This is a genomic window from Sulfitobacter sp. HI0129 (genome assembly GCF_001635395.1).
GTDB lineage: Bacteria > Pseudomonadota > Alphaproteobacteria > Rhodobacterales > Rhodobacteraceae > Sulfitobacter.
Genome location: NZ_LWGH01000138.1, coordinates 1 through 12,587 on the forward strand (window position 1 = coordinate 1; position 12,587 = coordinate 12,587).

The following is a 12,587-nucleotide window of genomic DNA, read 5'->3' on the forward strand; positions in this document are numbered from 1 at the left end:
CAAACCGGCCCAGCCGCCGAGGATCAGTGCCGCGAGAAGGAAGCCCGCCTGAAGGGCCCAGTACTTGAAGAAGGGATTGGACAGGTCTGTCCAGGGTTTGTCCTTTCGCGCCAGCATCGCTGCTTCGGCCCGGAAGGCGGATTTGAACGATTGCCGCAGAACCCGTGGATAGAAGCGATGGAAGCCTTCGTTGTAGAGCGCTGTGACGGGGTCGCGGGGCGTGGCGACATAGCGATGATGCACAAGCAGATGTTCGGACCGGAAGTGCGAATAGAGCACCATGGCGAGCAGCAGGTCCGCCCAGAGCCGTTCGAGCCGATTCCGCTGGTGCATCAGCTCATGGCTGTAGTTGATCCCTACTGTTCCGGTGATGACGCCGACGCCAAAGAACAGAAAGACCTTTTCCCACCCCCCCAGATGCGGGGCGCGCGTGGCATAAAAGATCAGGCCGAAGACCGTGATGATCTGCAAGGGAACCCAGATCAGCGTGATCAAGCGATACCAGAACAGGTCATCTTCGGAGGTTTGGGGATCGTTGTTGTCGAGGTTCAGCCCCACCGCCGCATCGAGAATCGAGAACAGGAACCACGTGACCAGCGGCAGCAGCGCGATGGACCAGCCGCCGATAAAGGCGCAGAGCCAAGCAAGAGGTATCAGACCGAGTGAAAGCCAGAAGGGCAGGGCGCGGGACAGGCGCGACATTTCGGAAGCGGCGATGTGGTTTTTGGATGATGTCATGTCGGACCCTCTGCGCTACGGTCGTGATATATCGCGGTCCGACGCTTCCTCAAAGTGCTACGTCGCGGACCAGATCGAACGCCTTGCGCATCACGGTCGGCAGGTCCGACGGGCGGAAGCGCTCCGGCGTGATGAACGTGCCAAGATCGGGGGCACTATCGGTCGGAACCTCTGCCGTCATGATTGTCAGCGAAAGGTGGAAATGGGTGAAGGTATGGCGCACCTCGGCCTCCAACGCGCGCCAGTCCGCATCGAGCGGGGGTTTGCCGGTGGGGCGGGGCTGGCCAACCTCCACCCAATCGCTACCGGGCCAACCCAACATGCCCCCCAGCAGCCCTGTCTCGGGCCGGGTTTCCAAAAGCCACGCGCCGTCCTTCGCGCGTCGGGCTACATAAAGCGTTCCATGGCGCAGCGGCTTCGGCTTCTTCGCCAGTTTGCGCGGCAGTTCGGCAGCGGTGCCGCGCTCGCGGGCCAAACAGGGGTTGCGCCACGGGCAGATCCCACAGGCCGGGGATTTCGGGGTGCAGATCGTCGCCCCCAGATCCATGACCGCCTGGGCGTAGTCGCCGGGCCGTTCGGAGGGCGTCAGCGCCGACGCCTCACGCATCAGCAGGGGTTTGGAGGCGGGCAGCGGTTCGTGAATGTCATGGAGCCGGGCCATCACCCGTTCCACGTTGCCATCAAGCACCGTGTGCGGCAGGTCAAAGGCGATGGAGGAAACCGCCGCCGCCGTGTAGGGGCCGATACCCGGCAGTTTCAGCAGCGCGTCATGATCCGCCGGAAAGCGACCGCCGTGTTCATTAACGACGACGCGCGCGCATTTGAGCAGATTGCGTGCCCGCGCATAGTAACCCAGCCCCGCCCATTCGCCCAAAACCTCCGCATCCTCTGCGGCTGCAAGGTCACCGAGCGTGGGCCAGCGGGCCGTGAACCGCAGGAAATAGTCGCGAACCGTCGCCACGGTCGTTTGCTGCAACATGATCTCGGACAGCCAGACGCGATAGGGGTCGGGCAGTTGCCCCGCGGCCCTGTCCCCGGGGCCTACCCGCCACGGCATCGTCCTTGCATGCCTGTCGTACCAGTCCAGCAGGCTATGCGGCAAAGCGCCCATGGTTGGAGCGTCACGCATACTTTATGCCCGCCCCCTTCGCCGGTGGCTGGCGATATGCGCGTAAATCACTATGTTGGCTCTAGTCATCCGGGGAACATAATCATGCCGCCACGGCGCGCCACCACAAAAGGCTTCAAACGTGCCGATGCCCTTCTGACAGGGCAGATTCGCAAGGCGAGCGAATCCCGGGGTTTCGCCCAGTCGCGTCTGTTGACCCACTGGGCGGAAATTGCAGGCCAGGACGCCGCAGCCATCGCCCGCCCGGTCGAGGTGAGCTATGGCCGGGGCGGTATGGGGGCGACGCTGACATTGCTGACCACCGGCGCCCACGCCCCGATCCTTGAAATGCAGAAGGAGCAGCTGCGCGCGAAGGTCAACGCGGTTTACGGCTATAACGCCATCGCCCGGATCCGCATCACCCAGACGGCGGCGCAGGGCTTTGCCGAGGGGCAGGTCGCCTTCGAGCATCGCAGCGCGCCCGCCCCAGCGGCCGAAACGGACCCTGCAATCCAGCGCCGTGCAGAGGAATTCGCGCAACCGGTCGCTGACACCGGGCTGAGGGATGCCCTTGCACGACTGGGGCAGAACGTATTGAACAAGACCAAAGGCTGAAACGCTTACAAAGGAATGAACATGAATCGCAGAAACGTAATTCTGGGCGGCCTCGCCCTTCTGGGTCTGGGCGGCTGGTACTTTGCCGGTACGGCCACGAACGAAGCGGGCTCCACCTCCTTCAACCCCTCGGCGGGCGCCGCGAACGCGCAGAACTCCGATGTCGATACCTCCTCCGTGGCCGAGATGGAGCTGGGAAATCCCGACGCCCCGGTAACGGTGATCGAATATGCCTCCTACACCTGCCCGCATTGCGCCAACTTCCATGCGGGACCCTACAAGCAGCTGATGGCCGACTATATCGACACCGGCAAAATCCGGTTCGTGTACCGCGAAGTCTATTTCGACCGCTTTGGCCTCTGGGCTTCCATGATCGCGCGTTGCGGCGGTGCCGAGAAGTTCTTTGGCATTACCGATCTGCTCTACAAGGGTCAGTCGGAATGGACACGCGCGGGTGAGCCTGCACAGATCATCGAAGAGCTGCGCAAGATCGGCCGCCTCGCCGGGCTGGACAATGCCCAGCTTGACGAATGCCTCAACGATGCGGAGCAAGCCGAAACGCTGGTTGCCTGGTTCCGTGAAAACGCCGAGAAGGACAATATCGATTCCACGCCCAGCTTCGTGATCGACGGCAAGAAATATTCCAACATGCCCTACAAAGACATGAAGGAGCTGCTGGACGCGGCACTGGGGGCCTGATGACAGCCCCGCTGGCCGGGCTGAAGGTCGTCGAAATGGCGCGCATCTTGGCCGGCCCATGGGCCGGTCAGACGCTTTCCGATCTGGGTTGCGAAGTGATCAAGGTCGAAAGCCCGGACGGCGACGACACCCGCCAGTGGGGCCCGCCCTTCGTCACCCGGGACGACGATGTCTCGGCCTCCTATTTTCATTCGACGAACCGGGGCAAGGCATCGGTCACCATCGATTTCCGGACGGCGGAGGGGCAGGCGAAGGTCAAGGAACTGCTCGCCGATGCCGATATCCTGATCGAGAACTTCAAGACCGGCGGGCTGGCGAAATATGGTCTGGACTACGAAAGCCTCGCCGCACAGTTTCCGAAGCTGATCTATTGTTCGATCACCGGTTTCGGTCACACCGGCCCCTATGCCCACCGCGCGGGCTATGATTTCATCATTCAGGGCATGTCCGGGCTGATGTCGATCACGGGGGAGCCTGATCGTCAGCCCCAGAAATCCGGCATGGCGATCACGGATATCTTCACCGGTATCTACGCCACGACCGCAATCCTCGCTGCTGTGCACCAGCGCAGCCAGACGGGGGTGGGTCAGCATATCGACATGGCGCTGCTTGATTGTGCCGTGGCCATCACCGGCAACCAGTCGATGAACTACATGACCACGGGCAAGCCCCCCACCCGTATGGGGAACGCACATCCGAACCTCACCCCTTACGAGGTGTTTGAATGCAGCGACGGCCATATCATTATCGCGACTGGCAATGACAAGCAGTACCAACGGCTCTGCCGTCTGCTGGGGCTCAATGACATGGCTGAATCCCCCGACTACGCCAAGAACGCGGATCGGGTCGCCAACCGGCCAGAGATGATACGCCGCCTGAACGGTGCCACCTGCCTGCGCGCGCGGGATGACCTGCTCGCCGCCTGCGAGGCCGAAGGCGTGCCTGCGGGGCCCATCAACGACATGGCCGACATGCTCGCCGATGAACAGGTCCAGGCCCGCGGAATGCGCATCGAACTGGGCGGTGTGCCCGGTTTGCGCTCACCCTTCCGTTTTTCGGGCGCCGATCTAGCATTGCACCGCCCCGCCCCCAAATTGGGCGAGGACGACTAGCAAGAGGGGGCGATTTAGCCCTTACGCGGCAGCGCCTTCAGCGCATCGAAAAGCGCATTCTGTTCAGGCAGGCGCAGTCGGACGGGCAGGGTGATAACCTTGGAGCGGAAGCTCGCGGGCAGGCGCACCGCGTCCTTTTCGGTGGTCACAAGCTGTGCACCTGACATCATCGCATGCGCTTCGAGGCGTTTCATCAGTGTGGGGGTCAGGGGCTGATGATCGCTGAGCGCTTCGGCATGGACGAGCGTCGCCCCGAGGTCACGCAACGTGGCAAAGAACTTCTCCGGATGTCCGATGCCTGCGAATGCAAGCACTTCTGTGTCCGACCAGTCCATCCCCGTCTGCAGCGCGATGAGTTCCGCGGGAACGCGGGTAGGCTTCTCTGGGGGCGTGAAGGCGGCCTGCGCCACCGCATCCCCGATGCTGAGAAGCAGGTCAGCGCGCGCCAGCCCTGCCTCCACCGGTTCGCGCAGCGGACCGGCAGGCAGGCACAGCCCGTTGCCGAAACCCTTTTGCGCATCGACCACGACAACTGAAAGGTCATGTGCGAGCGCCGGGTCCTGAAACCCGTCATCCAGTACGACAACGCTGGCGCCTGCTTCTTCTGCGGCGCGGGCGGTCTGCTCCCGGTCGGCGCCGACCCAGACTTCGGCGAAGGCGGCGATCAGCAACGGTTCGTCGCCCACCTGCTGCGCGCTATGGCGCGAAGGGTCCACGCGCGTGGGTTCGGTGATGTTGCCCCCATATCCACGCGAAACGACATGGGGTTCATGGTAGAGATCGCGCAAACGTTCCACCACGGCGATGACCGTCGGGGTCTTGCCGGTTCCGCCGGCATTCAGGTTGCCGATGCAAACGACCGGTATGCTCAGCCGTCGCCGCGCCCCCCCGGCCAGCCGCCGCGCCGTGGCCCGCGCATAGAGCTTTCCCAGCGGCGAAAGCAGTCTTGCGCGCCAGTCGGGTTTGGCCCGGTGCCAGAAGGATGGTGCGCGCATGTCAGTTTCCCCCCGAAAGCGCACCGTCCAGCGCATCGATGATCAGATCGGTCACCCGGTCGGTCTGCGCCGCCCCTTCGGACACGACGTCCCAGCCGGCGTGGGCCATGGTGGCGGCCTGATCCGGTGCGATGAGGCGTGAGACCGCAGTGCCCAGTGCCACCGCATCGTTAACGATGCGTGCCGCACCCGTGGCGGCGAGGCGGGAATAGGCGGGCAGGAAGCGTCGCACATTGGGGCCATAGAGTACGGCGGACCCGAGGGCCGCGGCCTCGAAAGGATCACCGCCGCCGTGATCGGCCACGAGGGACGAGCCCAGAAAGGATACCGGCGCGACCCGGTAGAAAAGGCCCATGTCGCCCGGGTCTTCGGCCACGAGCACCTGCGTCGAATCCTCTGGGTAGATGTCACTTCCCCAGCGCATCACGCGAAAGTCGCGCGTGGCGGCTTGCTCAGCCATCTGCTCCGCCTGCGCGGGGTCCGACGGAAAAAGGATGAGCAGCAGCCGGTGCGACAGGCGCAATGCGTGTCGATGCGCCGTCAGCACGATGTTCAGTTCCTCCGGCAGGACGCGGTTGGCAAACCAGACGGGACGGCCCTTGAGCGCCTTCGACATTTCGGCAAGGTCACTGTCCGCGCAGGGGAGGGCCTTGCCGCCGGGCATCAGGGGTTCCGTTATGCGCAGAACAGTCGGGGGCGCGCCAAGGTGGGTCAACCGGCGAAACCCGGCCTGGGACCGGACGAGGATCGCATCGAAATGCGAAAGCAGTTCACGGGTGAGATCGCGCAGCCACCTGTCACGGCGGCCATCGAAGCCCCCGGTATCGGCATCGACAAGCAGCAGCGGACAGTCCCGCGCCGCGGTTTCAAGGATCAGGTTGGGTTGCAGACGACCCCAGAACCAGACGCAGGCATCCGGTTTCCAATGACCCAGAAAGGCGGCGATGCTGCGCGGATGATCGTCGGGCATTTCGGTAACGCACAGGGTTTCGTCGCCCCCCGTGTGGTCCGGCCTGCTGCCGCGTTCTACGGTGATGACGGCATGCAGACCCGGGCGGTTGGCGTTGACGCGGGCGGCGATATCCAGAACGGTCCGCAGGCTGCCCGGCTCCGGCGCGTGAAACCAGACGACCTCTCCTCTCGGACGGGGCAGATCCGCGACATAGCCCGTGCCTTCGCCCCGCTGGGCAAGCGCACGATATGCCGCCAGACCGAGCGAGCCCGCCATCGCGAACTCAGCCCAGTTCTTCGGTGGCCGAGGCGGGGGTTTCCTCGTCCCGCAGGCGGTGGAGGTGGGCGATGAAATAGCGCATATGGGCGTTGTCGACGGTACGCTGGGCTTCGTGCTTCCACGCGTCATAGGCCTTGGCGTAATCGGGAAAAATGCCGACGACATGGATATCGTCGACGTTCTTGAAGACGTTTTCCGAAGGGTTCACCAGCTCGCCGCCGAAAACCAGATGCAGGCGTTGTGTCATGAAAGTGCTCTTTCTTCTGCTGCGGATATGGTCAGACTGGGTAGCAGATAGGGCCGTTCACGCAAGGGCGTCGATGAGGCTGCGGTGGACATGGAGCCCCCCTGCCACGACACCGTCGAGCCGGGGATCGGGATTGTTGAACCGCAACGGGTCGCCCCGCCGGTTCGAGGCGGCACCGCCTGCTTCGGCGATGATCAGGGCGCCCGCTGCAATGTCCCATTCCCAGCTGTGGCGCAGCGTGAGCATCGCGTCATAGGCCCCTTCCGCCACCAGCGCGAGCCGATAGGCCAGCGAGGGGCGATAGGCCCGCTTGAAGTGCGGGGCCTCTTCTCCGCGCCAATGGTGCAGGGCCAGCGCCGGTTTCGCGGCCAGTACCTCGGCCCGGGCGATCTCCCGTTCCTGGGAGGCCTGCAGCGCGACACCGTTGAGCGTCGCCCCCCGGCCCCGGGCCGCCGCGTAGAGCAACCCGCGCAGCGGCAGGTAGACCACCGCCGCCGTGATCCATCCGCCCCGTGCGACGGCCAGCGAATGGGCCCATGTGTCGGACCCTTCGACGAAGCTGCGCGTGCCGTCGATCGGATCGACGATGAATACCGCCTCCCGCGACAGGCGGTCTTGGGTGTCCTCGCTTTCCTCCGAAAGCCAGCCGTAGTCGGGCCGGGCGGGGCGCAGCACGGCGTGTAGCAGATCGTTCACGGCAAGGTCCGCTTCCGTGACGGGGCCCAGCCCCCCGGGCTTGTCCCAGCGCCGGGCGCGTGCCCCGGCATAGCTGGTGGCCACGCGCCCCGACATGCGCGCAGCGTCGATCAGCAAGGCGAGGTCGTCACGCTCCGGCAAGGGTCATTCCCGGCACGAGAAGCGACGGCACGACCCGGCTGAGGTATCTGCGCGCATCATTCGCGGGGACGATTTCGCGCAGCATGTCCCGCAGGTTACCCGCGATCGTACATTCATTTACCGGGTGAACGATTTCGCCGTTTTCCACCCAGTGGCCCGCGGCCCCGCGCGAATAATCGCCGGTATTGGGATTGATGGTGGCGCCGATCATCGACGTTACCAGAAGACCGGTACCCATGTCGCGCATGAGGTCCGCCCGGCTGGCAGCCCCTTCGGTCAGTTCCACGTTCCAGTTGGACGGCGACGGCCCCGAAGACAGGCCCCGCGCCGCGTTGCCGGTGGAACGAAGGCCCAGCTTGCGCGCGCTGGATAGATCGAGCGTCCAGCCGTTGAGGATGCCGTTTTCCACGATGGCGCGGCGCTGGGTTGGCAGGCCCTCTGCATCGAAGGGGCGCGATCCTGTCGCGCGGGGGCGGTGAGGGTCTTCGAAGACCGAGACACCCTGCGGCAGTATCTGCTGGCCCAGATCGTCCCGCAAAAAAGAAGCGCCACGGGCGACGGCATTGCCATTCACGGCGGCGAGCAGATGCCCCAGCAACGAAGCGGCTATCCGTTCATCGAACAGCACGGGATAGGTGCCGGTCGGGGGTTTGCGGGCACCGATGCGGGCCGCGGTGCGTTCGCCCGCTGTTCTGCCGATGTCTTCCGGGCTGCGCAAATCGGATTGGAAGATGCGGCTGTCACCGTCGTAGTCCCGCTCCATTTTCGTGCCTTCGCCTGCAATGGCGACACAGGACAGCCCGCGCCCGGTGCGCGCATAGCCCCCGGCAAAGCCATTGGATGCGGCCAGAAACACCCTGTCGTTGCTGTAGCCCGCTGTGGCCGACTGCACCTGCGACACGCCGTCGACTGCGCGCGCGGCTGCTTCGGCCCGCCTCGCGTCCTCCTGTATCTCTGCAGGGGAAGGTTCGGGGGTCGGATCGGCCAGCTCCAGTGCTTCGAGGTCCCAGTTTCGCGCAAGGTCGCCGGGATCGGCCAGACCCGCATAGGGATCATCGGGCGCTTCGCGCGCCATCGCCACAGCCCGCATCGCCATCTCTTCGATAGTGCGGTCAGAGACGTCCGAGGCGGAAACGACTGCGACCCGCTTGCCCACGAAGACCCGCAACCCGATATCGGTGGCCTCTGCACGCTCGGCCTGCTCAAGCTGTCCGTTGCGAACATCGACCGAGAGGGACACACCGGATCGGGACATGGCATCCGCCGCATCAGCGCCGGCGTTTTGCGCCGCGCGCAGCAGCGCATGGGCCATAGCTTCGGGGGAATGTTGCATGAACGCGGTCTCTTTCAGTGGGTCGCAGCAGAGGTAACGACGCCCTGTTCCTATCGCAAGGGCGCGCACCCGGCGTCCGGTCTGCCGGGTGGCGGCGGCCCTTAGCGGATGCGCTGGCCGTTCGCCAGAATTTCCCCCGCCGGTGTGAAGCGGATTTCGGAGGCCAGCGTGTCCGGATCGTCCCCCGGTTTTGCGAATAGGCCAAGTACCATGCGCGCGCCCATCGCCTGCTGCTGGGGCAGAAGGCCGGATGCCACGAGTTGGTCGATCAGCGCATTGGCCCCGGCGAGCGCCAGCGTGACCTGTCCCACCGGCTTTGGCATGCCCTGATAGGCTGCGAGGTCTTCGTTATCGAACTCGACTGATCCTTCGCCCGTCAGTTCCGCATCGAGCGCCTTTACCGACAGGGCGTTCAGGGTCAGCGCCTGGATCTCGGCGGGCTGGGCCTCCGGGTCCGCCATCCGTTCCGCCGTCGCCGGATCGAAGAGGTCCGCCAGCAGACGAACCCGCCCGGCGAGGTCCAGAAGAACACTGGCAGAGGTGCGGGGCAGGTCCTGCGCCGGATCGAAGATGTTCCAGATCGCGTCCGACATGGTGAACCCGTCCAGATCGATCAAGGCAGAGAACGGCTGGGCCTCGGCACTGGTCAGCACCGGCACATCGAGGTCAAAGGCCCCTTCTTCCATGGCGAACTGGATCGGAAAGGTCATGCCCGGCAGGTTCAGGTCAACCGAAATACCGGTTTGCTGCCCGGCATAGCCCAGCCCTTCCGGCGCGAGCGATACATCGAGGTTGCCGCCGTCAGAGGCGGTCACGATGTTCACATCGCCGTTGACCGGGTCGGAAAGGTTCAACTCCGTTCCGCCCCCGCCGAAAGTCAGCCGACCCTTGCCGGTGAAACCGGCAGCGATCATGTCGCCCAGCCCTTCCGCCTCCGCTGTCAGCGGCATCGTGCTGCCGCCGGTAATGCCGATATCAGATCCTGCCCCCTTGAGCCGCATCGCGGTCGCGTCCATCGGGTTGTTGACCAGCAGTTCGTATTGCAGGTTTTCGATGCTCGCGATCTGTTCCTGCACGCGCTTTTCGCCCACCTTGGCCACGCTCCGGGCCGCGAGCCCGGTGGCCAGCAGGTTGAAACCGGCATTCTCCGCGCCGAAGGTTTCCCCGCCCACCTGCAACTGCGTCAGGATCAGTCCGGCGGTTTCTGCCGAATAGGCATAGGTCATCTGCTGCGCATCGCCGGAAACGGTCATGAGGGGGGCGGTCTGGGTCAGGTCGATGTCGAACTGGAGCGGTTTGCTTTCCGCGTCGGCGGGCGTGATGTCCACGGTGATCGGCATGACCTCAGGCATCACGACGGCCACGCTGCCATCGGCGTCCTGCTTGAAGGTCAGCGTGCCCAACGAAACGGCCATCGCCCCGCCGCCTTCGGGGGCGAGGCTGCCGAACCGCAGATCGCTTACCGTCAGATCGGCTCCGTCGGCGGTTTCCGTCCCGTCGACGACATATCCCATGCCTTCCATATAGACGCGCCAGTCGGCCCAGACTTCTGCGGGGGTGACATCGGCGGCAGCCGCCTGTGCAAACAGCACGAGGGGCAGCGCGGCGCGTGCGGCGCGGGGTATGAAGCAGGGCATAGAAGTGTCCTTTTCAAGCTGTGGGAAGCCGTGGTTGCCCACCGCGCGAAATGAGGCGGTGATGGGGCTGGACCATGACGCGCGGCGACAGTACCACAGGTCTGACGCCACATGCAAAGTGCGAAGAACGGGGTAATCCAGATGGACATGACGGGCAAGACGGTAATGATCACGGGGGCCAGCCGCGGCATCGGGGCGGAGGCCGCACGGGTTTTCGCAGAGGCTGGCGCGAACGTGGCCCTGCTGGCCCGGTCGCAGGATGCGATCGCCGAACTGTCCGGTGATCTGGGGGCGAAGGCCATCGCGATCCCGTGCAACGTCGCCCGCTTCGGAGAGATGTCTTCAGCGGTCGAAACGACCGTTGCGGCCTTTGGAAGCCTCGATGTGCTGATCAACAACGCGGGGGTGATCGATCCGATTGCCCATATCGCGGAAGCGGACCCGGATGACTGGGGTCAGTTGATCGACATCAACGTGAAGGGCGTGTTCAACGGTATCCGCGCGGCCTTGCCGGTGATGAAGGCCGCCGGTGGCGGATCCGTGCTCACGGTGTCTTCCGGTGCGGCGCATAACGCCGTAGAGGCATGGAGCAGCTACTGCGCATCGAAAGCCGCCGTAAACATGCTGAACCGCTGCCTCCACCTTGAGGAAGCGCATGGTGGCATCCGGGCCATCGGTCTTTCGCCGGGTACGGTGGCAACGCAGATGCAGCGCGAAATCAAGGCCTCGGGCATCAACCCCATCAGCCAGCTGGACTGGGAGGTTCATATTCCCGCCGATTGGCCCGCGCGCGCGCTGCTGTGGATGTGCGGCCCGGAGGCGGACGGATACCGGGGGGAGGAAATCTCCCTCCGTGACGATGCCGTTCGCAAGGCCATCGGCCTCACATGATCGGGCTGGACAGGGACGAGGGGATCTGGACGGTCACCATCGACCGGCCCGAAAAGGCGAATTCGCTGACCCACGACATGCTGTCGCAGCTTGCCAGCATCGCCGAGGATGCGCAGCAGGCGCGCGCGTTCATCCTGACGGGCAGGGGCAAGGTGTTCAGCGCGGGCGCCGATCTGGAGGAAGCCCGCGCCGGTCTGGCCGTCTCCGATGTGTGGGAACGGCTGTCGAGCGCGATCGCAGCCTTGCCGGGGATCAGTATTGCGGCCCTGAACGGCACCATGGCGGGCGGCGCCATGGGAATGGGGCTGGCCTGCGACCTGCGAATCGCCGTGCCTACGGCCAAGTTCTTTTATCCGGCGATCAAACTGGGTTTCCTGCCTCAGCCCAGCGACCCGCCACGTATGGCAAAGCTGATCGGGCCCGCGCGAACCAAGCTGATCCTTCTAGCGGGCCAGAAGATCGATGCCTCGGAGGCTTTTGCCTTCGGGCTCGTGGACCGGATCGTCGAACCAGATGCCCTTATCGACATGGCGCGTTCGCTGGCGCAGGACTGCTGCGCCGCCCCGCGGGACATCGCGTCGGGTATCAAGGAAATGTGTGCAGTGTCAGAGGAGGTGCCGCGCGTCGGAGCGGTATTGCCACGGCGCTGAAAACCGCCCCTCCGGTCAGATCAGCGGAACGAAGGGTACGTCGCAGGCTGCGAGAAGAAGGGCGGAAGCGAGAAGCAGTGTGAGACGCATGGGATTGGTTCCTGTATGTTTCTGCGGTTTTCGCCGGGCCGGAGGGCCGTGTCAACGCTTGCGCATCCCGCCCGGCACTTTGGAGCGGAAACCGGGCGGGCGCTTGGCCACCCATGCGGCGAATTTTGCGAGCCTCGGATGCCCGCGCAGCGCCTCGGGCGTGTTGTAATCCCGGGCCAGTTCCGCTTCCGTCAGGGTGGCATGGATCTCGCGGTGGCAAATGTGATGCATTAGAACCGTTGCGCCCCCCTTTCCGCCCTTCAGCTTCGGGATCAGATGGTGGCGGCTTTGGGGGACGTCCGGGGGGATCGGGCGCAGGCAGAGCGGGCAGGTAGGGTCTGTCATCGGCGGCTTGATCCCGGGTCTCGTGACGGGCATGAACATGGCCTGACCGTAGCCGAAGG

14 protein-coding genes are annotated in these 12,587 nt (G+C 64.6%); 5 read left to right on the top strand and 9 right to left on the bottom strand.

From position 1 onward, the window contains the following. On the bottom strand, positions 1-738 hold a 738-nt coding region (locus A3764_RS01265), incomplete at its 3' end, for a fatty acid desaturase (protein ID WP_201722384.1). 49 nt (positions 739-787) lie between these two features. Further along, the gene (gene mutY / locus A3764_RS01270; RefSeq protein ID WP_067919502.1) at positions 788-1,867 is read right to left on the bottom strand and encodes an A/G-specific adenine glycosylase; all 1,080 of its coding nucleotides are present in this window, start codon (positions 1,865-1,867) and stop codon (positions 788-790) included. Positions 1,868-1,951: 84 nt separating this feature from the next. On the opposite strand from mutY, the gene A3764_RS01275 reads away from it, so the two are divergent. From A3764_RS01275 to A3764_RS01285, 3 genes are read left to right on the top strand one after another with little or no spacing between them, the layout of a single operon-like run. Further along, positions 1,952-2,461, top strand: coding sequence for a DUF721 domain-containing protein (locus A3764_RS01275; RefSeq protein WP_067919503.1), 510 nt, complete (start codon positions 1,952-1,954; stop codon positions 2,459-2,461). 21 nt (positions 2,462-2,482) lie between these two features. Continuing rightward, positions 2,483-3,160: a DsbA family protein gene (locus A3764_RS01280; protein WP_067919525.1), complete on the top strand. Its 678-nt coding sequence runs from the start codon at positions 2,483-2,485 to the stop codon at positions 3,158-3,160. Continuing rightward, positions 3,160-4,272 carry a CaiB/BaiF CoA transferase family protein gene (locus A3764_RS01285; RefSeq protein ID WP_067919505.1) on the top strand — a complete coding sequence of 371 codons (1,113 nt, stop codon included), beginning with the start codon at positions 3,160-3,162 and terminating at the stop codon, positions 4,270-4,272. Before A3764_RS01280 ends, A3764_RS01285 begins: the two co-directional genes overlap by 1 nt. A 14-nt stretch (positions 4,273-4,286) precedes the next feature. Here the strand turns inward: A3764_RS01285 and lpxK are convergent, their stop codons facing one another. The 6 genes from lpxK to A3764_RS01315 form a co-directional block, all read right to left on the bottom strand. Next, complete coding sequence (gene lpxK / locus A3764_RS01290) at positions 4,287-5,267, bottom strand: tetraacyldisaccharide 4'-kinase (RefSeq protein ID WP_067919507.1); 981 nt, start codon at positions 5,265-5,267, stop codon at positions 4,287-4,289. A gap of 1 nt (position 5,268) precedes the next feature. Beyond that, complete coding sequence (locus A3764_RS01295) at positions 5,269-6,495, bottom strand: 3-deoxy-D-manno-octulosonic acid transferase (protein ID WP_067919509.1); 1,227 nt, start codon at positions 6,493-6,495, stop codon at positions 5,269-5,271. 7 nt (positions 6,496-6,502) lie between these two features. After that, positions 6,503-6,745, bottom strand: a complete 243-nt coding sequence (locus tag A3764_RS01300; RefSeq protein ID WP_067919511.1) for a DUF4170 domain-containing protein — start codon at positions 6,743-6,745, stop codon at positions 6,503-6,505. A 57-nt stretch (positions 6,746-6,802) separates the two neighbouring features. After that, positions 6,803-7,582, bottom strand: coding sequence for an inositol monophosphatase family protein (locus tag A3764_RS01305; RefSeq protein WP_067919513.1), 780 nt, complete (start codon positions 7,580-7,582; stop codon positions 6,803-6,805). Next, positions 7,569-8,915 (bottom strand): TldD/PmbA family protein, encoded by a 1,347-nt coding sequence (locus A3764_RS01310; RefSeq protein ID WP_067919515.1) that lies wholly within the window; start codon positions 8,913-8,915, stop codon positions 7,569-7,571. Before A3764_RS01310 ends, A3764_RS01305 begins: the two co-directional genes overlap by 14 nt. Before the next feature lie 101 nt (positions 8,916-9,016). Beyond that, the gene (locus A3764_RS01315; protein ID WP_067919517.1) at positions 9,017-10,552 is read right to left on the bottom strand and encodes a DUF2125 domain-containing protein; all 1,536 of its coding nucleotides are present in this window, start codon (positions 10,550-10,552) and stop codon (positions 9,017-9,019) included. Between the two features lie 141 nt (positions 10,553-10,693). Between A3764_RS01315 and A3764_RS01320 the strand changes: the two genes are divergently transcribed. After that, a complete protein-coding gene (locus A3764_RS01320; protein ID WP_067919518.1) occupies positions 10,694-11,443 on the top strand; it encodes an SDR family oxidoreductase in 750 nt (249 codons plus the stop codon). Beyond that, on the top strand, positions 11,440-12,093 hold the full coding sequence (locus tag A3764_RS01325; RefSeq protein WP_067919519.1) for an enoyl-CoA hydratase/isomerase family protein: 654 nt from the start codon (positions 11,440-11,442) through the stop codon (positions 12,091-12,093). The genes A3764_RS01320 and A3764_RS01325 overlap by 4 nt, the downstream gene beginning before the upstream one ends. 141 nt (positions 12,094-12,234) lie before the next feature. On the opposite strand, the gene A3764_RS01330 is transcribed toward A3764_RS01325, so the two are convergent. Then, the gene (locus tag A3764_RS01330) at positions 12,235-12,528 is read right to left on the bottom strand and encodes a hypothetical protein (protein ID WP_067919526.1); all 294 of its coding nucleotides are present in this window, start codon (positions 12,526-12,528) and stop codon (positions 12,235-12,237) included. Between the last annotated feature and the right edge of the window lie 59 nt (positions 12,529-12,587).

Excerpts from the sequence above, each read along its gene's own strand:
- A3764_RS01330 (WP_067919526.1), bottom strand. The coding sequence starts at position 12,528 with ATGACAGACCCTACCTGCCCGCTCTGCCTGCGCCCGATCCCCCCGGAC.
- A3764_RS01275 (WP_067919503.1), top strand. The coding sequence starts at position 1,952 with ATGCCGCCACGGCGCGCCACCACAAAAGGCTTCAAACGTGCCGATGCC.
- A3764_RS01280 (WP_067919525.1), top strand. The coding sequence starts at position 2,483 with ATGAATCGCAGAAACGTAATTCTGGGCGGCCTCGCCCTTCTGGGTCTG.
- mutY (WP_067919502.1), bottom strand. The coding sequence starts at position 1,867 with ATGCGTGACGCTCCAACCATGGGCGCTTTGCCGCATAGCCTGCTGGAC.
- A3764_RS01285 (WP_067919505.1), top strand. The coding sequence starts at position 3,160 with ATGACAGCCCCGCTGGCCGGGCTGAAGGTCGTCGAAATGGCGCGCATC.
- A3764_RS01325 (WP_067919519.1), top strand. The coding sequence starts at position 11,440 with ATGATCGGGCTGGACAGGGACGAGGGGATCTGGACGGTCACCATCGAC.
- A3764_RS01320 (WP_067919518.1), top strand. The coding sequence starts at position 10,694 with ATGGACATGACGGGCAAGACGGTAATGATCACGGGGGCCAGCCGCGGC.
- A3764_RS01300 (WP_067919511.1), bottom strand. The coding sequence starts at position 6,745 with ATGACACAACGCCTGCATCTGGTTTTCGGCGGCGAGCTGGTGAACCCT.
- lpxK (WP_067919507.1), bottom strand. The coding sequence starts at position 5,267 with ATGCGCGCACCATCCTTCTGGCACCGGGCCAAACCCGACTGGCGCGCA.
- A3764_RS01315 (WP_067919517.1), bottom strand. The coding sequence starts at position 10,552 with ATGCCCTGCTTCATACCCCGCGCCGCACGCGCCGCGCTGCCCCTCGTG.
- A3764_RS01295 (WP_067919509.1), bottom strand. The coding sequence starts at position 6,495 with ATGGCGGGCTCGCTCGGTCTGGCGGCATATCGTGCGCTTGCCCAGCGG.
- A3764_RS01310 (WP_067919515.1), bottom strand. The coding sequence starts at position 8,915 with ATGCAACATTCCCCCGAAGCTATGGCCCATGCGCTGCTGCGCGCGGCG.